Genomic DNA, 19,587 nt, shown 5'->3' with positions numbered 1-19,587 from the left:
CGGGAGGCCGCCCCCGCCCCGCCGACGACCGCGTGCGAACGCGCCGGCCGGGGCCCGGCCCCTCAGCACTCGATGATGTTCACCGCCAGCCCGCCCCGGGCCGTCTCCTTGTACTTGACCTTCATGCTGGCCCCGGATGCGATCAGTTCCCTGACCTGCGGGTTCGGGATGATCTTCTTGGTCCAACCGGCCGGCAGGGACTTCTCAGGGAGAATCGGCTGTCGTTCTCGCTCCAGCCAGGCGTCCATCGCGTCCAGGCCGCGCTTCCCGGCGCCGGGCATGAAGTGGGCGTAGTGGTCGAGCGTGATCTTCGGTGAGGAGTGCCCGAGCCACGTGGACAGGCTCACGACGGATTCGCCGGCCTCCAGTTGCACGCTGGCGTACGTGTGCCGGAGCACATGGAACATGTCCTCGCGTTGCGCCGAGTAGACCGGAACCCGCCGGATGCGGCCGCCGTCCCGGCGGACCTTCTCGCCCACAGCAGTGATGAGGCCGGCCACCGCCAGGGCGCGCTTCCAGCTCCGGTCGTTCCACGTCCGGTAGTAGATGCGGTTGCCGTGCGAGGTCGTCAGCACCAGCCGCACGGTGATCGGCTTCCGCTGCCGAGCTTCGAGTGCGTTGGCCGGGGGCTCCGGATTCCGCCAGGGCAACGTACACGCCGTGGACGGGAAACGCCGGAAGTGGTGACGGGCTCGGGCAGCGAGGTTCGGGGACAGCGGCACCTCGCGCGTCTTGCCACCCTTGGGGAGGCAGAAGTACGGCCTCCCCCTGGTGTCCCACCTGAGCTGACGCCGGACGTGTACGACACCGGCCTCGAAGTCGAAGTCCTCTTCCCCCAGCCCGAAGGCTTCTCCCTGGCGCAGGCCGAGTCCGAGTCCGAGGTCGACCGCGAACCTGTAGCGGTCCTGGAGGCCGCGGCGGACCGCGTCGACGACGGACCGGTTCCAAGCCCTGGCCTTCTTCTCCGTACGCCGCGGAGGCTTGACACTGCGGTGCTCCTTGATGGGATTCCTCAACAGCCGCTTGTCGTCGACCGCGCTGTTGAGGATGGACGAGAGGTGTCCCCAGGTCACTTCTGCCGTCGAGCCCTCGACCCGGGTGAGCAGAGCAGCCGCGAACGAGCGCAGCGCCGAGGCGTCGATCTCCCGGAGAGGGAGTTCGCCCAGGAGCGGAATGACGTGGTTCCAGATACGACTGCGCATCGGTCCCTCGGTCGAGGGCTCGTCGGTTCGACTCGGCCACCAGTGGTCGACGATGTAGTCGGTGAGGCAGATGTCGCCGTCTCGCGGGTCGACGAACTCCCCACGCCTGGTGTCCGTCTTCGCTGTGGCGAGCCAGTGCTTGGCGTCCACGCTGGTGTCGAAAGAGCGGTCCTGGACGCCAGGGATTCCCTTGACTCGGTAGCGCTTGCCTTTCCCGTAGAGGGTGGTGCGCTCCCTCTTACCGGTCTGCTTGTCCGGCCGCTTCTTGAGCCAGCGGTCTTCTATGTAACCGGCCAACGTGTGGTCTCCTTCGGATGGTGCGGGGTCATGGGTTGTTGTTCGTAACGCATGTCGCCGACGCTTCTTATCCCGGTTGCTGGAGGTCGTTTCCTCCAGTGCGACGTGCGGGGACACCTGCCTACCTGGAAGCCTTCGAACGGCGCTGCGGCTTCTGTGCCTGCGGGTTGAGCGCGGGGTTGGAACGCGAGTCCGCGTTCTCCTGAGCGCGTACCCATGCGTCGAGAGCGGTGATGCGGTACATCACCCGCCGCCCCATACGGAAACTAGGGGGCCCCTGACGACGATGACGCCAGACGTAAAGGGTGTTCGGAGAGATCCCCAAGTACTCGGCAGCCTTTGGCAGGTTCAAGAAGGCGGTTTCGGGCGCACGACTGGGCTGCGGCATGGCGTACTCCTGTCATGGTTGGTGCGATGACAGGACGAGACTGCAGGGAAAGGGCGACTTGGCCGGGCCGGGACTTCCTGGTATTGGCGGCATACAGGGGCGGTGAGTTCCGGTTCGGGTCCGCCCCGTGACCGGGCCCCTGCCCGGGCTCTCAGGTATCAGAGCCCGCCAGACCGAAGTGATAACGGGTGGCCGTCCCGCTCGGCGCTGGCTGCAGCGCACGCTGTTCGGCGCCCGCACTACCCCTATGCTCATTCTCACTTTGAGTCTTGGGGGTGGATGAAGCCGATGTCCGTCAGTCCGTTCGGCCCGGCAGCAGACAGGGCCCGCAACGAGGAATCTCGCGCCAAAGTGGATCGTGTGCTGGATGAGGCCGTCGAAGCAGCCAAGAAGCTGGTCGAGCTGTACAAGAAGGAAGCAGACAAGTACAAGCGGCTCGCCGAGATGGAGCGCGATCGGCGTCGTGAGGTCGAGGCGCGGTTGAGGACGTGCTCCAAGCTGCTCGATGAAGGGCCGGACCTCGAAGCGAAGATCGACTCCATGATTCCTGACCTGGTACGAGCAGCAGCGAGCCTTCCGCCGCCGCCTGAGGTGTCCGAACTCCAGGCGCGGCTCGAGGCAACGGAGAAGGATCGGGACGCGTTCGCTGAGTTGCTGGACATTGCAACGAAGGAGCGGGACGCGGCGTTGCGGGCACGCGATGCCGTTACTGCCCGGTTGGAGTCCCGCCGGAGGGAGGACGAGCAGTTGCCAGGGGACGCGGATGCGTTGAAGGCACGGCTGCATGCACCCACCCTCCGAGGCGTGCTCGAGCAAGCGCAGCGGCACTGCTCCTCGCTCGTCATCACTGCAGATATGGATGAGACCAAGAAGCTGGAGCACCACAAGAAGGCCCCGCACTGGTGTGACCGTCTGGCGGCAACGCTGGCCACCATGCAGCTCTACGCCGAGACCAAGGATCTTGCTCAGGCGCGTGGTGGCAGAGGAGGCCCCGATCTGGCCAACCTCAAGGCGTACTGTACGAGCCGGTCGTTTCCGCTACTGGCTGATGACAAGGTGGTTCTCAGCGAGGGGCAGACCGCCAGCAGCAGCCCCCGAGGCAAGGCGCAAAGAACCCTCCGCGTCCCTGAGTACATCGACTCCTCGGGTAGGGCCCTGATGCTCGAGCACGTCCGCATCGGCGACGGTGCTCCTCCTGCGCCGCGACTGCACTATCTTGACGACACCGACAGGAGCGGTCAGCTCGTCATCGGATTCTTCGGCGACCACCGATACAACGCTGGGACCAACTGACCCCGGCGTACAGCCTGACTCGTCTGCTGTCACCTGCAGCTTTGCCTGGGGAAGGGCCTCCGGTCTGGGACGGAGGCCCTTATTAGCCCCACCTTTCGCACGATTGGCGGGGCTGATCTACGTCTACCAACCAATCCTTAAGCTACGGCATTTATGAATGACTCTTGCCAACCAGTAACCGGAAGGAGGCCTGAATGAACGAACAAGCGCCAGAATTACCAGCACAGGAGGCGGGGCCTGAAGAAGAGCGCAAGCCAGTTGTGCTTGCGGTACGCATTGATCCGGTTCTGCAGGAGCAGACTGAGGGGCTGCGCGGCATAACCGGACAGAGCGTGAACGACGTTGGTGTGGAAACGCTCAACAACTGGGTCGGAAAGACGCTGGCCGACGAAGCGATCAGCCAAAAGGTCATGGCCGAGCTTGAGCGCCTTCAGGCGGGAAGCCTCGGCCCGAGTCATAGCCGACTGGGCATCATTCTGCTGGAGCCTGGTCACCTTCGTGGTGGCCACGATCTTCTTCGGCGTGAGGCCCTGCGTCGGTTATTCTGTCTGCTCCGCTTCCTCCGCAGCAAGCCACTCGTTAAGACCAGTCAACATTGCCAGTGCGGACACGAAGAGCGTCTCAACGGCTGCTGGTCCTCGGAGGTCGCCGAACACCTTCGTGAGCATCTTCTCATATTCCCTACTCTTTCGGTGTGCCGTCGCCTTGGACCTAACCTCTTGCAGGTTACGGAGAAACTGGACGTCTCGCTCAGCGTGCGGGTACCCGGCCAGCTTCAGCCAACGTTCGAGCTTTGAGATTCCCTTCTCGTTCTCGACCTTGTCCGGCAGTTGCGCCTGTACTTGCTTTTCGTTGATCGCGTCAACAAAGAGCTGGGTCATGATGCGAATGCTTGACTCGAACTCAGCTTGAGAGTCGTTCAGGGGAAGGCGAAGACGCTGCAAAAGTCCAGCGTCCGCCTCCTCGGGCTTGCGGAAGAAATCCCACCCGTAACGCTCGTTCCATGCACGCCCAAACGTCACGTAGTTAGACCTTACGAGCAGGTCTTCTGCTGTTGGCTCAGCAAACTGAGCGAAGAAGGCTCGACGGATAAGCGTTTCACTGGGGCGACCATCTGCCGGAACGTTGAAGCTCCTCCAGTAGTCACGCTCCTGGCGAGGCAGGTCACGACCGAGGTCACCAAGGAAAACAACAACATGGTCTTTGGCGCTGTTGTCGATCTGGACGCCCCAAAGGGAAGCGCAACGAAGACGACCGTCAGATACTTCGTAGAGCTCGGGCTTGTCGTAGTACTTCTGCAAAACTTCTCGACGGAAGAAGACCGGCGTCAGGTAGTGAGGCGCGTCTGGGTTAGCCCCGAAGTAGTTCGCCAGGGCTTCCGGGTTGCATGTATAGCGGACCTCGTCACCATCATCATCGGTCCCGATGATGAACTCGGGGAAGTAGGTGTCCTCTTCCTCGTATGGCCAGATGCCACTTTTCTCGACAGGCGGCGGCGACACTACTCGAGTTCCTAGGTAGCGAGTGAAGTCGCGCCCCATGATGCCGTCACCTGAATACAGGCCGGCACGCAGATCGTCAGTTGTCCACTCAACGTCATCGGGCGCAGCAGCGCCCCCCTCTGTCCCGTACCTAACTGAGTCGATATAGAGAATGAGGTCGAGTTGCCGTGCAGCCTGGAACTGTCGCAGAAGTTTTGTGCGTACCTCAACCTTTTTGCCGGTGATTTTGACGGCAATCGACGAGGTGCCGTCGTCATGCGGCTGCATGAACTGAGACGTCAAATCGTCCCAGTAGAGGTTGTGGTACAGCCGGAAATGCTGGGTCAGCTCAAGCGTCGATGGTACTACTCCGTAGTATTCGCGGAGAAGAACCAACGGCTCGATGCCGTTCGGGGTCCCGTCTTGGAAGTAGGTCGCTACCGGTTTACCGTTCTCATAGTGCTGTGAGAAACCGGGGCCGAAGTCACCTTTCGAGATGTCCCATCCAGGATCACTCAAGATGCGCTCTCGCTTCGAGGGCAGCGCAAAGGCGCAATAGATACCACCGTTGGCGTCGTCATCGTGCCAACTGTCGCAAACGACCGTCCATGCACCACGCTCAAGCGAAGCGAAGCGGCGCATGACATCTTCTTGCTTCAAGTCCATTTCGGCATTGTAAGGTAAATTCCTCATGTCGGCAACAACTTTTCCAGCGATTCCATGGGGCGCTAACATCCAGAGGCTAACCCTTGATCTGCGCAATCAGCTTTTTGCGATCACATATGGCGCCAGCAGTGACACCGATGGCCATAATCAGGAGACCAATACCTGTTTCCTGCTGGTCGCTGCTGAAGCGGATAGCTACGGCGATGAGCCACAGAGTAATAACCGGAACGATAAGAGGGCATGTGCGCGTAGGGGTTGCCAGAATTGTCGATACGGAAATGAAGACGCTTAACCTTGATCTTTCGTGAGGGCCAAGGTTAAGCGGCATAAAGTCCCTGGAGCGGAGGGGCGGACGATGCCTCTGGGTTGGGCGTTCGCGTCAGCCGTTGGAGCATGAGGTGGGAGGGCGCAATCCTCGGGGTGGTCTTGGGCCAGCGGGATTACGTGGCCTCGGCGCCGGTGGTCGGGTGGGGCCGTGCGGCCCATTCGGCGCGGGCTGCGGCGAGCCGGGGGTGCATCGCGCGAAGCTCTTCCAGCTGTCCGGCCACCGTCTCGATGAACTCGGCCAGCTGGTCGGGATCCATCGGGCGGGTGTACGTGTCGGCGGCCACTTCCACCAGAACGTGCGGGACTCGGTAGGCCAGGCTGGTTGGTGAGTCCGGACTCACGGCGAGGTGCGCGCAGAGCAGTTGCCAGGACTTGTAGTCCTCGTAGCCCTCGGTGTATTCGGCGTGGGCCACAGTGCCGTACATCTGGTGGTGGACGTCGGCCGGTTGGCGCGTTCCGTCCATGCAGTCGGTGTGGTCCACCGTGCACCAGGACGGGCACGTGACGGTGTGCCGGGTGCCGTACCTGTCGTCGTACGTCCAAGTGCGGCCGGCCGTTGCCGCGGTCTCGATGGCCTGCCCGGGCGTCAGGCCGGCGATCTGCGTACGTGCTGCCCGGAGCCTCGCCAGGTGCACGCTCATGTCACTGATCAGTTCGTCCACCTCCCCGAGGCTGAGCGTCGGCCAGTCGCCGCCGGCCACGAAGTCCAGCCCGGGCGCTTCGTCGTTGACCTGGGACAGGTGGAACGTCATGATGCCGTCCCCGTGCCGTGCGGCGTACGGGCGGTGAGCGCCCATGGCGGTGAGCGGGCCGTGGTGAAGGTGCTCGTTCGGGTCCTCGTGGTCCGCCGGGTCTCCCGTACAGAAAGAGACGCCGTCGGGGCAGGAGATCGTGTCCGAGCTACTTGGCGGCTCGCCATTGGTGAAGGTATCCATCGTGTCCGCGAGGGCTTCAAGGGCATCGGCGAACCTGCGGAGCTCCGTCGCCTTCGCGCGGGCCTCGATCGAGTCCGTGTCCGTCTCACCCAGACCTATGACCGGGTCCGAACCGGAGAAGTCCAGCAAACGTGCGTCCAGAAGTTCGCGGTTGTCATTGCCCATGACGACATGCCTGGCTCCGAGGTGGGCGTCGTGGACACCGGTCTCAGTGCACCAGTCCGGGTGGACGGTGCAGAGCTGCCCGTCATTCTTGAAGGCAGTGAACTCCTTGGTGCTGCTGTCCGTCGTCGATACGGCGAGGCTCACGTTGTCTCTCCTTGTCGTAGGTGGGGCGGGTGCGGATGCCCGGGTAGGGCGCGGTGCGGCCAACGGCTTCTTGCCCTCTGCCCTGGCTCCTCGTCGCTCAGCCTTGCTCAGCCCGAGCACGCGTGCTCCGACCGAGCAGGATCTGTCCCCGGAGACGCTGTACGCCTGTAGACTGCGCATTTTGAGGAATGGGCGGGATTTACGCTCCTCGAGTCCACACCGGCATTGCCGCAGCCCTACGCCACACCGCCCGCGATTGCCACAGGCCCCTGACTATTCTCGGCCTCACCGGATGAATCCGGACAGACCTCGATCATGCAAGGAATCCTGAGGTCAGAGCCAGCCGCCAGTTAGGAAGTGCACGGTCAGCCAGGTCATGTAGGCGAGCAGCGAGAAACGTCGCAGCCGTACCCGGCCGGAGGGCTGGCCAACCGTGGGTCGCGCCGGGCCGAACCAACGCCGGACATGCTCGCTGTGGGTGTAGCTCTCGGTCTTCCTGAAGACGGCGACTGACATGCAGTGGCTTGCGGTCACTGCCTTCGGGCAGGATCGCCGCCATGAGAATCCTCGTGCTTGGCGGAAGTTGGTTTCTGGGTCGCGCAGTTGCACGTGCTGCGTTGGACCGCAGGTGGGAGGTGACGGTCTTCAACCGGGGCCGATCCGGAGCGGTTCCGGAAGGAGCCCGGACGGTCCGTGGTGACCGCACCGTCGCCGCCGACCTGGCGCGGCTCGCCGGTGAGGGACCGTGGGACGCCGTGGTGGACACATCCGCCTCCGAGATGGCACCGCGTGATGTCCTCGCCGGCGCCCGCCTCCTGGAGCCGGTCGCCGGCCGGTACGTCTACATCTCCACCGTGAACGCCTACCGCGGATGGCCGAACGAACCGCTGACGGAAGACTCGGAAGTCCTGGACGGGCCGCCGGACGCTGACGCCGAGTACGGCCGACTTCCCGAGGACTGGGATGGGCCGGATTGGTACTACGGGAGGCAGAAGGCGGGTGCTGAGCGGGCAGTCACCGCGGCGTTCGGCGAGGACCGAGCGGTCGTCCTTCGGCCAGGCGTCATTCTCGGACCGGGCGAGTACGTCGGCCGGCTTCCGTGGTGGCTGAACCGAGCGGCCCGCGGCGGTCGGATGCTCGCTCCGGGCGCCCCGGACAAGCCCATCCAGCCGATCGACGTCCGCGATGTGGCCACGTTCGCACTCGACCAGGGCGCGGCCGATCGGGGCGGTGCGTACAACTGTGTCGCACCGATCGGCCGAGAGACGATGAGCGACCTCCTCACGGCCTGCGTGCTCACCACGGGCGGTGACGCGCAACTGGTCTGGGCGCCGGACAAGCTGCTCCTGGACAACGACGTGAAGCAGTGGACAGAGCTGCCGTTGTGGCGGACCCACGCGGGCGTGTGGAAGATCGATTCGACACGGGCGCAGGCCGCAGGGCTGGTGTGCCGCCCTCTGTCGGAGACGGTGACGGACACCTGGGCGTGGCTCAGCGACGGCGGGACGCCGGTGCAGCACCCGCGCTGGGCCGAGCACGGGATCTCCCGGGAGAAGGAGGCCGTGATCCTGGCCACGCTCGGTCGGTAGGGGTCAGGCTTCGATCGCCAGCGGGCTTTGGGCACCGAGCCTGCGTGCCGGGGACAGAGCACTGAAGTCCTCGATCTGCTCGGCGAGGGAGAGGGCCGCCGGCGAGCCCCGGAACTGGGGACGGGTGAGCTCGATCCGGGCGGCGACCAGTCGCTCCATCATGCCCGAGCCGCGCCAGCCCGGCGGCACCTGGAAGACGGGTGTCAGGGCTTCCTGGGCGCCCTCGACCTCGTCGCGCATCAGACGTGCACGAGCCAGGTCGATGGCGGCCGGCCCCGAGACGACGATGGGCACCTCGTCCTGCGGCTGGCTGCTGAGCAGGGCAAGGGCCGCTGAGGCGAATTCCTCCGCGCCTGTGGGATCTCGCAGGAGCAGGCAGGTCGTGGCGTTGCTCATGGCCGTGCGGGCGGCGTCGAACCCGAACTCCCCGCCGATGTCGTCGTGCAGTTCGTCGCGTTGGCCACCCGTCTGCTCCAGAGCAGAGCGGATGGCCCGCTGCGCCTGGTCGTCGGCGCGCAGGTGCCCATGTGCGCGGGCCTCGATGGCGTAGAGGCGGCGGCGAGCGGTGTCCCCCAGTCCGCCGAACTGCTGGCCGGCCTTGGCCAGCCGGACGGATTCGCTGGGGCGGCCGTCCCAGAACGCCATGAACGCCAGCATTCCGTAGGCGTACGCCTGCACCGGGCCGTTGTCGATCGTCTTGCCGTACTGCGCGGCGGACCGTGCGAAGGACACCGCTGGTGTCAGTGCCCCGAGGTCGAAGGAGACGGCAGCGAGCAACGCGCTGGCCTGAGCGGCGGCGTAGTAGAGGCGGGTGTGCTGCTCGGGGGCCCGGGTGCGTTCGAGGTTCACCTGCACCTGCTGAAGCAGGTTGTCCGCCTCCTGGAAGACTTCGGACGGCGCCGTGCAGCCGTACTTGCGGCTGAGTGTCAGCAGGTCGTCGTGGAGTTGGTCGAGGGTCAGCTCGTCCAGGCGCAGAGCGGCGGCTTCCCCGGCGTGAGAGGCGGCGTCCCGAGCGGTCATCAGCAGTTCACTTTCGTTGAGCACAGGCGGAGAGGGAGCCCAGTCGGAGTCCGCACGCTCGTCCGTAGGCTCTTCGGCAGCCGAACGCAGCAGGTTCCCGACAGGCCGCTGGAACATCCGCTCCAGGACACGGGCCGTGGGGGTGTGTGGCGTCGTCCTCACGCCTCCGACGACCAGCAGACGCTCGTAGTGGCGAGCCCCCGGGGGTGGGGCTACGTCGTAGCCCTCGTCCCGTAACTGCTGTGCGACGCGCGCGTACTCCTCGCTGAACGCCCTGTGGGCACGGATGCCCTTAGCGGTCGTCAGCCGAAACAGGACCGTGCGCCGACCCTCGTCCATGTCCCCTCCGGAATCGGTTCTTCTCCATGGGATACCGCTTCGGTGTCCTGTTGGAACTGTCCACCGCCAGAAGGCGGCAAGAAGTCATAGCGGCGTCATCGTGTCACTCGAAAGGTCAGCCAGAAGTCATACCCGCGACATAGTCACAACCTGCCTCCTCGCACAACGCTAAGTGCTCGATCCGCGACGAGGAGGAGTCAATGGGTACGGCTACGGCGCCGAGCACGACCCTTACGGCGAGGGAGGCACCAGCCGACCACACCGGGCTCCCGCTCGGCCTGGGTGACAGGCCTCGGCCGGGGGGACTGATGCAGACCTCCTTCGAGATCGCCCGGCGCGCACAGGGCGAGGAGATTCCCTTACGGGATGCCCTCCGGGTGGGCGCGACGAGGCGCATCGCTCGCGCCTACCTCTCCTTTCACCGGTTGTCCAGCCTGGCTTTCCCCGTGTCGCTCGTCCTTTCCGAGCTGGTGACCAACGCCATCCAGCACAGCGGCGGTACCGAAGTCACCGTCACGATGCAACACGAGGACGACCTGCTGTACGCCGGCGTGACGAGCGACGTGCCCGGCAACCTGACCTTCCGGGAGACCAGCGAGGACGCGGAGAACGGCCGAGGACTGCTCCTCGTGATGGTCACGGTCAACGGACTGGACGGCACATGGGGCGTCAGCGACGACCAAAGGACCGTCTGGTGCCTTCTTCCGACGGAGGGGGGAGCGCAGTGAGCAGCACAGTCGCCCCCTTACGAACGGTCGAGCAGTGGACACCGCCGCTGGATGCGGACTGCTTGCGGAACGTCCTGGAGCGGGTCAGGGCCTGGAGACCGCTCGACGTGGAGGAAGTGTTCGACGATCTGGATGCGGCGATCGGCAACCAGCCGCCGCCCGCGGCTACGACTGCGGAACTGGTCGCACGCCTCCGCGGCCACCTGAAGCACCTCAGCGACATCGCCGTCGCGGATGTGAGCTTCCCACCCACCGCTGAGATGAGCCGGCTCGTCAAATGCGGACGGCCCCTGCGGGAGGAGCCCCTGCCGGCCGACCGGCAGCGAGCGGTCGGGCTCGCCCGCCGCTTGGCCTTCGTCACTGCCGATCTGGTCGAGGAGCTGATCGAGGCTCGCTACCTCAAGGGGGCCGACGAATGAGGCACGATCCCGGACACCCGCCGGTAGCCGCCTCCGTAGCTGCGAGCCCACGCGACGCGTACGAATTCGACTACCACGCACAGCGAACCGCCGAACCCTGGGCGCTGGAGAGAAGCGTCGCGGTGCGCACCATACGCATGCTGTTCCTCGCTGTTCCCGTCGGGAACGCGAGACAGGGAGGGCGCTTCCCCGTCTCGTGCTTCTGCTTCGGCGCCAAGGTCCGCGACCTTCTCCTGGACCAGCCCGGCTTCCCCACCCGCGAATGCGGTGGTCGCCCTACCCGGACGCCTGTCCTGTTGTCGAGCGGGGAGAGAGGCCACCGTCCCTCCGGGGATTCACGACAGCATCGCCCTCGGCCGTTTCCACGGACACAGCGAAGCAGCGATCGACCGCTTCGTACAGCGGCGCCCACAGACTCCCTCTTCGGCTGTGCCCACACCGTGTTCCCCCACGGCACCACAGCTCGCCGGAGAGGGCCCCATCCCACGATCCGGAAGGACCAACTCCATGTGCCAGCACCAACCCCCGTGCCCGTCGGCCGACGAGTCCGACCGGGCTGCGGCGCGAGCCGTGGCCCGGGACGAGGTGCTGGGTTGGACCCTTCTCTGCAATGGCACGGTGCTGTTCGAGGACACCGGCGAACTGCTCCCCGACGGCCGTACGGTGGCCCCGCACCGGTCCCTCGGCACTGTGCGGGCAGCCGCGTGAAGCGGACCAGCGCAGCGCCGAAGCTCGTGCCGTACGTCACCTCGCGAGAGGGCGAGTACGGCGGGCTGGAGTCGGAACTCACCCTGAGCATGGACGTCTTCGGTTCCGTGCGCCTCGCCTACCAGGACGAGACCCCCGTCGACCGTGGGCCGCGCGGTGAGCTGTGGGCACGGTGCTCCCAGTCTCTCAACGCCTCCGGGAAGCCGGTCGGCAAGCCGCAGTGGCGCTTGGTCAACCCCACCCGGCAGCGAAGGACGATGGAGGAGCTTCGGTGCCAGGTCGGGTTCTGCCCGGCCGAGACCGACCGGGGATACGTGTTCCTGGCCGGAAGCGCGGAAGACCCGTCGCACCGCTCCGGTGAGCCGGTGAGGACAGCCCAGCCACCAGTGTGCCTGGAGCATCTGCGGCCGGCCGTCGAGCTGTGCCCGTACCTGCGAAAGGGGCACGTCGCGTTCCTCACGCGGGCGACATCGGTCTGGGGCGTCATCGGCTCCCGGTACCGCCTCACCGCGACTGGACTGGAGCCGCTTCCTTCTGAGGACGACGACGCACCGGTGGCGTACGGACACCCCCAGTTGAGCTGGTTCCTGGCAAGCCAACTCGTACGCGAACTGCGGGACTACGAGGTCGTCGACTTGGACGATCTCGTACCCGCCGCATAGACGGCCGCCCGCGGCCCTGAGTGGTTCGGACAGGACCGTCGGGCGGCTCACCACCGGCGCCGGAGCCTTCTCGCGCCGTCCATCACGACACCGCCGAGCTCGGGTGGTCCGACAAGAACGAGGAGCGTTCGCCCATAACCTCCCGGTCACCGGCATCGCCGTGTCGGCCTGCATCCCCCAACACGTACGACCGAAGGAAGTCCATGACGAACACGATCGTCGAGCCCGACGAGGCGACCCGCCTGCGGAACAAGGTGGTGGACGAGCTGTGCGCGGACGGCAACCTCTCCTCCCCGGAGATCGAAGCCGTGATGCGCAAGGTGCCCCGGCACGCGTTCATTCCCGACACCCCGCTGGACAAGGCGTACGACACGTACGCCGCCGTGATCACCAAGACCGACGAGCACGGCGTGCAACTCAGCTCCGTCTCGGCGCCGCAGATCCAGGCGATGATGCTGGAGCAGGCCCAGGTGAAGCCCGGGATGAGGGTGTTGGAGATCGGTTCGGGAGGGCTGAACGCGGCCTACCTCGCCGAGCTCGTGGGTGAGCACGGTGAGGTCGTCACCGTGGACATCGACCCCGTCGTCACCGACCGGGCACGCCGGCTCCTGGACGAGCACGGCTACGGCAGGGTGCGCGTCGTCACCGCCGACGCCGCCGAGCCCGTTCCGGACCTCGGCGAGGTCGACGTCGTGATGGTGACCGCCGGGGCCTGGGACATCTCCCCGGCGTGGACCGCGCAGCTCAGGCAGGGCGGCCGGCTCGTGGTGCCGCTGCGGATGCGCGGCTTGACCCGGTCAGTCTCCTTTGTCCAGGTCGCGGGCGAACACGGCCCCTACCTGGAGAGCGAGTCGGGGCGGATCTGCGGCTTCGTCCCGATGCAGGGTTCGACCGCCCACCGGGAAGAACTCCTCCTCGTCAACGGCACTCCGGAGATCGGGCTGAAGTTCGACGACGGTCTGCCGGCCGACCCGCACCGACTCGACAACGCCGTCACGACACCGCGCCACGAGCTGTGGACCGGGGTCACCGTTCGTATCCAGGAACTCATCGACACCCTCCAGATGGCGATGGCGATCAGCCTGCCGGGCTTCTGCACGATGGCCGTCGACGAGGACTTGGACACGGGGCTGGTCGCCCCTGTGAACAAGCGGTTCTCCCTCGCAGCCGTCGAGGACGACACCTTCGCCTACCTCGTCACCCGCCGCACCGAGGACGACAAGCACATCGAGTACGGCGTGCACGCCCTCGGCCCGAACGCCGAGCAGTTCGCCGACAAGGTCGCCGACGTGCTGCGCGACTGGGAGGCCAACCGGCGCGGTGGCCCCAGCCCGGTCATCCGGGTCCATCCGGCCGACACCCCTGACGACCAGATCCCGGCCGACCGGGTCATCGACAAGGTGCACAGCCGGGTCTCGCTCTCCTGGCCCTCGGCGTGACGCCGGGAGCCAGGTCGTTCCGCACCATCCGAACACCAAGAGGAAGGGCACCATCATGACGAGCGCCCCCCTGGCCCCGCCCGCCCCGCCGACGGGCCTGGACGACGACTTCGCGCCCCTGGACGTGAAGGTCGTCATCGCCGAGCACGCGTACGGCAAGCTCATGTGCTCCACGGGCGACGGCTGCGGCACCACCTGCGCGACCGGCGCCTCCGCCTGCGGTTCCTTCACGGAGGACCCGGCCTGATCCAGGCCGCTCCCCGCCGGTGGGTCCGCGAAGCACTTCGCCCGGCCCACCGGCTCCCTGTCCCCTTCTCCACGCAGCCTGACGGAAGGGCCTCATGGCTTCCCGAGCAGTCGCCGGCTACCAGTGGCAGGGCGTCGCGATGCTGCGCGCCACCACCAGCCCCGGGCCGGCAGACATCCCCCGTACCCTCGACCTGGACGACGTGACCGTCACCCGCGGATGGCTGAACCGCATCTGGCAGCGCGAGGACTTCCGCAGCGCGCTGGAACTGGCCACCCCGGTCCTGTCCGACGCCGTCGGGGCAGTCGTCCGAGGCCGGCAGACAGAGCCCCGTCATGTCCGCCGCACCGCGTTGTCGACTGTTTCCTATCTCCTGCGGTGGCAGCACCGGCCGACCCCGCTGGGCCTGTTCGCCGGTACCGCCCCGGTGACTGTCGGGCCCCGGGCTGACACACGGTGGCGCGACAAGCACCGTACGCTGATCCGGCCGGACGCCGAGTGGGTCACCGACCTGGTTCTACGGCTCCAGCGCACCCCCGCGTTACTGAAGCGGCTACCGCTGGTCGCCAACAACGCCGCGCACACGCGCGGAGACCGGCTCGTGGCGCCGGGCCCGCCCTCCGACGGTCACGCCGTCCTCCTGGCCCCCGTGGAGGTGTCCGTCCGTAACGCCCGGCCGGTGGCCGCCGCCATGGACGCGGCCCGCACTCCCATCTCCTACGGCGACCTCCACGGCCACCTGCGCGACAGCTTCCCGCAGGCCACACCGGAGAAGATCGACGCCCTTCTCACCAGCCTGGTCGAGCAGCAGTTCCTCATCACCAGCCTGTGGGCGCCCATGACCACGGTGGACGCCTTCCAGCACCTGTGCCACGAACTGGACCGGCACGGCGCTGACAGTGTTCCCGAGGTACGGGACCTGGTCCATGAGCTGTTCGCGTTACGCGACGACGTGTCCGCCCACCAGCCGACGCTGTCCGACAACAGCGTGAGCGCCATCGCCGCGCGGATGCGCGGTCTCACCCCCGTCACCCCGACACCGCTGCTCGTCGACACCGCCCTCGACTGCGAGACCCAGCTCCCGCACGCCGTGATCGCGGAAGTGCAGGCAGCCGTGTCGGCCTTGTACCGGACCACCCCACAGCCCTACGGCTACCAGCACTGGCGCGACTACCACCGCCGGTTCCGGGCCCGGTACGGCGTCGGCACCCTGGTGCCGGTGACGGACCTGGTCTCCGACAGCGGCCTGGGCCTGCCCGCCGGATACATCGGCTCCGAACGCGGCGCGACCCCGAAACCGCGAACCGACCGCGACGAACTACTGCTCGCTCTGATGCAGCAAGTCCTCCTGGACGGCCGCGACGAACTCCGGCTGACAGACGACATGATCGACGCCTTGGAGAAGGCCGCCGGAACGGACGAGCGACTGTTCGTGTCCAGGGTGGAGGCCGCCTTCGAGATCCACTCGCCCAGCACCACGGCTCTGTCCGGCGGCACCTTCGACGTCCTGCTCACTGCGGCCCCCCGCCCCGGCAGCAGCATGGCGGGCAGGTTCGCCCACGTCCTGCCGCCCGAGCATCAGGACGCGCTCGCCGCCACATACCGCGGGGCGCCGGACGGGCTCACGGCGCAGCTCGTGTTTCCGCCGCGCCGACACCGCAACGAGAACGTCACCCGCACACCGCGGATGCTGCCGCACATCATCGAACTGTCCGGCCACCAGAAGACGGACGAGACGACCATCCGGCTCTCCGACATCGCCGTCACCGCCGACCCGCGCAGCTTCCACCTCGTGCAGCGCTCCACCGGCCGGCGCATCGACGTGCGGGTCCTGCACGCCCTGGAAGGCGGGACCCAGACCCCGCCACTGGCCCGGTTCCTCGCCGAAGTGGCCAACGGGCGGTACGCCGCCTACAAGCCGTTCGACTTCGGCGTCGGCTCCCGGCTCCCGTTCCTCCCGCGAGTGCGCTACCGCCGCACCATCCTCACGCAGGCCCGATGGCTGCTGACGGCCGACGACCTGCCCGGCCGCAAAGCACCGAGGCAGGAGTGGGAGAACGCCTTCACCACCTGGCGGGGCCGGCTGAGGGTCCCGAAGCAGGTCGCCGTCATCGAGTACGACCAGCGCCTCCCCCTCGACCTGTCCCACCCGGTCCACCTCCGGGTCCTGCGCGCACACCTCGACAACGCCCGGCGCGCGGAGCTGCGCGAGGTCCCGGACGGAGACGCCCACGGGTGGATCGGACGGGCACACGAGATCTGGCTCTCCCTGGGCCGGTCCGAGCCGGACACCGCCCATGCGCCCCGGCCGCGCCCCGTCACGTCGCCGGGGGCCGGACGACACCTCCCGGGCTCCGGCGGTGTCCTCCATGCGCAACTCCACGCTCATCCGCGCCGCTACGACGAGATCCTGCGCCACCACCTTCCCCACCTGCTCGCCGCGTTCGGGGAGAAGCCGCCGACCTGGTGGTTCACCCGGCACCGGGAGACGGCTCGTCCGGAGGCCGACCAGCACCTCGACGTCACGCTGCACCTGTCGCAAGGCGCCTACGGGGTCGCCGCACAGCACGTCGGTGCCTGGGCGGACAGCCTGCACAGAATGGGATTGGTGTCCGGGCTCGTCCTGGCTCCCTACCAGCCGCAGACCGGGCGCTTCGGCGGCGAGGCAGCCATGGACGCCGCGCACCAGGTATTCGCAGCGGACTCCGCCGCCGCCCTCGCGCAGATCCAGCTCACCGAGCGCACCGAGACCATCGCCCCGCAGGCCCTTACTGCGGCCAGCGCGCTGAACCTCGTCGCCCACCTCGCGCCGAGCACCGCCGAGGCCGAACAGTGGCTGGTCCACAACCTCCCCCAGGGCACCGGACGCCTGGACCGGACCCTGCGCAGCCAGACCCTCGGACTCGCCGGACCTGACGCCGTCACGGTTCTCGGTCCTCTCCCCGGCGGCTCCCAGGTCGCCGCAGCCTGGCAGGCCCGCGCCGCCGCGATGGCCGCCTACCGGAACACCGTGGCCGGTGAGCGTGACCCGCTCACCGTCGCCCGATCCCTGCTCCACCAGCATCACGTACGGGCCCTGGGCGTCAGCCCGACCGCCGAGGTCACCACGCTGCGACTCGTCCGCACCGTGGCTCTCCAGCACCGGAAGGCGAACCGATGACCGCCCCGGCCACCACGGTGCCGGCCATCCTCGACCAGTACACCGTCCGCCTGGCAGAACCCGACCCGCCGCCGGAGAACGAGCCCTGGGCGGTGCAGTCCCTCGCCGAGGGTGCCGCCGGAATCGCTCTCCTGCACACCGAGACCGTCAGCCGGTACGGCGGCTCCTGGCGTTCCGCCCACCGATGGATCACGAGCGCGGCCTCCGGGCCCATCAGCGCGGCCGATCAGACGGGCCTCTTCCTCGGCGCCCCGGCCGTCGGCTTCCTCCTCACCACCGTCCCCCCCGGCCTACCAGCATCTGTACGCCTCGGCGCGCACGACACTCCACCGGCACATCGCCGACCTCACGAACCGCCGCGTGGACGCCGCGCTCGCCCGCATCGACAGGGGAGACCTGCCGACCTTCGCGGAGTACGACCTCTTCCACGGCCTCACGGGGATCGGCGCCTACCTCCTGCGCACAGAGCCCGAGGGCGCAGGCCTGGAGAGGATCCTGCACTACCTCGTCGCCCTGACGCGGCCGCTCGCCCCCGCCGGCCGCGGGCTCCCCGGCTGGTGGGTCCGCCACGACCCCGCCCGCGGCGAGTCCCCCTACTTCCCCGGCGGACACGGCAACTTCGGCGCCGCACACGGCATCACCGGCCCGCTCCTCCTCCTGGCCCAGGCCCTTCGCCACGGCATCACCGTCAACGGTCACCAGGACGCGATGTTCACGATCTGCGCCCACCTCGACGCCTGGTGCCAGCACGGTGACTCCGGCCCGTGGTGGCCCGAGCACGTCTCGCGTCGCGACCTCGACCGCGGACGCCCCCACCACACCGCACCCACCCGTCCGAGCTGGTGCTACGGCACGACGGGCATCGCACGGGCCGGCCAACTCGCGGGAATCGCCCTGCGCTCTCCCGCACTCCAGAAGTTCTACGAGGACGCCATGTACCGGGCCTTGACCGATCCTGCGCAAATCGCACAGGTCGTCGACAGCGGCCTCTGCCACGGATGGGCGGGCATCTACCAGACCGCTCACCGCGCCGCCGCGGACGCGCTCGACCCGCGGCTGCGCACCCTCCCGGAACGTCTTGGTGACGCCCTCACCGCGCAGGACAAGCCCGACGCCCTGTCGACTCCCGGCCTGATCAACGGCGCCGCCGGTACCGCGCTCGCCCTCACCACCTTCGCCTCTCAGCAGGCACCGAGCACTGGATGGGACGCATGTCTCCTGATCAACTGACTCAGGCAACCGAGGCGAGCCCGACGCAGCACGCCGTCCTCGCCGTCCTCACCGGCCTGTCGATCGCCGACGCAGCGCAGCAGTACCGGATGGACCCCGTGGTCCTCTCCGACGCGGTCGCGGTCTACGACCAGGCCGGCCGGGAAGCGCTGGCCCGTCACGCGGCCACCACCGACTGGTGGCAGGCGTACCTCCACTTCACCGACTGGTCGAACGCCGACACCACCTTCACCGCACACGTCCTGCCCGTACTGCGCGAGGCGGAGTCCGTCGGCGCGATCGACGGCTGGTGGTACACCCGAAAGCACCCATGCTGGCGTCTGCGCCTCCGCGTCCAGCCCGCGGGCGGCGCCAAGCCGACCATCGGGGACGGCTTCGACCGCCTCGTCTCCGAAGGTCACCTTCGACGCTGGTGGCCCGGCATCTACGAGCCGGAGGCTCCGGCGTTCGGCGGGAGGACCAGCATGAGGGCCGCACACACCTTGTTCGTCACCGACAGCCGCGAGGCCCAGCAGTTACGCCGGCGCGGCGACCTCGCCGTAGGGCCCAGGGAGCTGTCCGTCCTCCTGTGCACGATCATGATGCGCGCCGCGGGATTGGAGTGGTACGAGCAGGGGGATGTCTGGGACCGCGTCATCACGACGGAGCACCGCTCGGCCGTCAGCGACGTTCCGGTGGAACGGCTCAACGCCCGAGCCCGGGAGATCCGTCCCCTGCTTCTCGTGGACAGCAACGTCCTGCTGCGGACCGGTGGTCCGCTGGAGCCTGTCGCAGAGTGGGCCGCCGCCTTCCGCAGCACCGGCCGAGCACTCGCCGAAGGCGTCCAGGACGGAACTCTTGACCGCGGGTTGCGGCAGGTGCTCAGCTACCACGTGATCTTCCACTGGAACAGGCTCGGGCTGTCCATGCGAGGGCAGAGCATCCTGGCCTGGGCAGCCAGGGCAGCGATCCTGCATAGGCAGCCTGCGCCGGCCTATGAGGAGCTGTTGTCTTCTCGGACGTGAGGATCGCGTTTCCGCTGGTGGACATAGGGGCAGCGGTCGGGTAGAAGTGACGGCTCGTCATGTCGTCGCTGCTGTGGGGGTCGCGGATGCCATCGGTGGTTGGGCTGCTGGAAGCGCGGGAGCCGGGTGCTCGCCGTGGTGCCG

At 67.4% G+C, this 19,587-nt stretch carries 17 protein-coding genes and 2 pseudogenes; 12 read left to right on the top strand and 7 right to left on the bottom strand.

Annotation, left to right across the window (positions count from 1 at the left end):
* Nucleotides 1–62: 62 nt before the first annotated feature.
* Together B7767_RS20330 and B7767_RS20325 are read right to left on the bottom strand one after the other, a co-directional pair.
* Nucleotides 63–1,499, bottom strand: a complete 1,437-nt coding sequence (locus tag B7767_RS20330; RefSeq protein ID WP_107486202.1) for a tyrosine-type recombinase/integrase — start codon at nt 1,497–1,499, stop codon at nt 63–65.
* 121 nt (nt 1,500–1,620) lie between these two features.
* A complete protein-coding gene (locus tag B7767_RS20325) occupies nt 1,621–1,887 on the bottom strand; it encodes an AlpA family transcriptional regulator (protein WP_085573436.1) in 267 nt (88 codons plus the stop codon).
* A gap of 288 nt (nt 1,888–2,175) precedes the next feature.
* On the opposite strand from B7767_RS20325, the gene B7767_RS20320 reads away from it, so the two are divergent.
* Nucleotides 2,176–3,180, top strand: coding sequence for a hypothetical protein (locus B7767_RS20320; RefSeq protein WP_256923505.1), 1,005 nt, complete (start codon nt 2,176–2,178; stop codon nt 3,178–3,180).
* Between the two features lie 215 nt (nt 3,181–3,395).
* Here B7767_RS20320 and B7767_RS20315 read toward each other — a convergent pair whose 3' ends face one another.
* The 4 genes from B7767_RS20315 to B7767_RS20300 all read right to left on the bottom strand — a co-directional run bounded on the left by B7767_RS20315 (nt 3,396) and on the right by B7767_RS20300 (nt 7,414).
* Complete coding sequence (locus tag B7767_RS20315; RefSeq protein ID WP_085573435.1) at nt 3,396–3,689, bottom strand: hypothetical protein; 294 nt, start codon at nt 3,687–3,689, stop codon at nt 3,396–3,398.
* Between the two features lie 30 nt (nt 3,690–3,719).
* A complete protein-coding gene (locus B7767_RS20310) occupies nt 3,720–5,327 on the bottom strand; it encodes a hypothetical protein (RefSeq protein WP_085573434.1) in 1,608 nt (535 codons plus the stop codon).
* Between the two features lie 440 nt (nt 5,328–5,767).
* On the bottom strand, nt 5,768–6,898 hold the full coding sequence (locus B7767_RS20305; RefSeq protein WP_085573433.1) for a hypothetical protein: 1,131 nt from the start codon (nt 6,896–6,898) through the stop codon (nt 5,768–5,770).
* 333 nt (nt 6,899–7,231) lie between these two features.
* Nucleotides 7,232–7,414, bottom strand: a complete 183-nt coding sequence (locus tag B7767_RS20300) for a hypothetical protein (protein WP_085573444.1) — start codon at nt 7,412–7,414, stop codon at nt 7,232–7,234.
* A 41-nt stretch (nt 7,415–7,455) separates the two neighbouring features.
* Between B7767_RS20300 and B7767_RS20295 the strand changes: the two genes are divergently transcribed.
* The gene (locus B7767_RS20295) at nt 7,456–8,487 is read left to right on the top strand and encodes an NAD-dependent epimerase/dehydratase family protein (RefSeq protein WP_179167216.1); all 1,032 of its coding nucleotides are present in this window, start codon (nt 7,456–7,458) and stop codon (nt 8,485–8,487) included.
* 3 nt (nt 8,488–8,490) lie between these two features.
* Here B7767_RS20295 and B7767_RS20290 read toward each other — a convergent pair whose 3' ends face one another.
* Nucleotides 8,491–9,531: a hypothetical protein gene (locus tag B7767_RS20290; protein WP_218775807.1), complete on the bottom strand. Its 1,041-nt coding sequence runs from the start codon at nt 9,529–9,531 to the stop codon at nt 8,491–8,493.
* Nucleotides 9,532–10,154: 623 nt separating this feature from the next.
* Here B7767_RS20290 and B7767_RS20285 point away from each other — a divergent pair.
* From B7767_RS20285 to B7767_RS20245, 10 genes and pseudogenes are all read left to right on the top strand, one after another.
* The gene (locus tag B7767_RS20285; protein ID WP_143652560.1) at nt 10,155–10,574 is read left to right on the top strand and encodes an ATP-binding protein; all 420 of its coding nucleotides are present in this window, start codon (nt 10,155–10,157) and stop codon (nt 10,572–10,574) included.
* A gap of 107 nt (nt 10,575–10,681) precedes the next feature.
* Nucleotides 10,682–10,993 (top strand): DUF6415 family natural product biosynthesis protein, encoded by a 312-nt coding sequence (locus tag B7767_RS20280; RefSeq protein WP_256923504.1) that lies wholly within the window; start codon nt 10,682–10,684, stop codon nt 10,991–10,993.
* A pseudogene (locus B7767_RS49360) lies at nt 10,990–11,253 on the top strand (DUF6302 family protein); the annotation flags it as partial. The gene B7767_RS20280 and the pseudogene B7767_RS49360, both read left to right, overlap by 4 nt.
* A 247-nt stretch (nt 11,254–11,500) precedes the next feature.
* Nucleotides 11,501–11,701: a DUF5999 family protein gene (locus tag B7767_RS20275; RefSeq protein WP_085573429.1), complete on the top strand. Its 201-nt coding sequence runs from the start codon at nt 11,501–11,503 to the stop codon at nt 11,699–11,701.
* Nucleotides 11,698–12,363 (top strand): hypothetical protein, encoded by a 666-nt coding sequence (locus B7767_RS20270; RefSeq protein WP_256923503.1) that lies wholly within the window; start codon nt 11,698–11,700, stop codon nt 12,361–12,363. The genes B7767_RS20275 and B7767_RS20270 overlap by 4 nt, the downstream gene beginning before the upstream one ends.
* Nucleotides 12,364–12,566: 203 nt before the next feature.
* Nucleotides 12,567–13,802 carry a methyltransferase, FxLD system gene (gene fxlM / locus B7767_RS20265; RefSeq protein WP_085573428.1) on the top strand — a complete coding sequence of 412 codons (1,236 nt, stop codon included), beginning with the start codon at nt 12,567–12,569 and terminating at the stop codon, nt 13,800–13,802.
* 55 nt (nt 13,803–13,857) lie between these two features.
* Nucleotides 13,858–14,049 carry an FxLD family lanthipeptide gene (gene fxlA, locus B7767_RS20260; RefSeq protein ID WP_085573427.1) on the top strand — a complete coding sequence of 64 codons (192 nt, stop codon included), beginning with the start codon at nt 13,858–13,860 and terminating at the stop codon, nt 14,047–14,049.
* A 94-nt stretch (nt 14,050–14,143) separates the two neighbouring features.
* Nucleotides 14,144–17,209, top strand: a complete 3,066-nt coding sequence (locus B7767_RS20255; protein WP_085573426.1) for a lantibiotic dehydratase — start codon at nt 14,144–14,146, stop codon at nt 17,207–17,209.
* Nucleotides 17,206–18,439 (top strand): annotated as a pseudogene (locus tag B7767_RS20250) (lanthionine synthetase C family protein). The gene B7767_RS20255 and the pseudogene B7767_RS20250 overlap by 4 nt, the downstream one beginning before the upstream one ends.
* Nucleotides 18,421–19,443: a thiopeptide-type bacteriocin biosynthesis protein gene (locus B7767_RS20245; RefSeq protein WP_085573425.1), complete on the top strand. Its 1,023-nt coding sequence runs from the start codon at nt 18,421–18,423 to the stop codon at nt 19,441–19,443. The pseudogene B7767_RS20250 and the gene B7767_RS20245 overlap by 19 nt, the downstream one beginning before the upstream one ends.
* Nucleotides 19,444–19,587 lie beyond the last annotated feature (144 nt).

Source organism: Streptomyces sp. 13-12-16 (genome assembly GCF_002114215.1).
Lineage (GTDB): Bacteria > Actinomycetota > Actinomycetes > Streptomycetales > Streptomycetaceae > Streptomyces.
The sequence above is the reverse complement of the archived record's forward strand: the minus strand, read 5'-3'. Positions and strand labels throughout refer to the sequence as shown.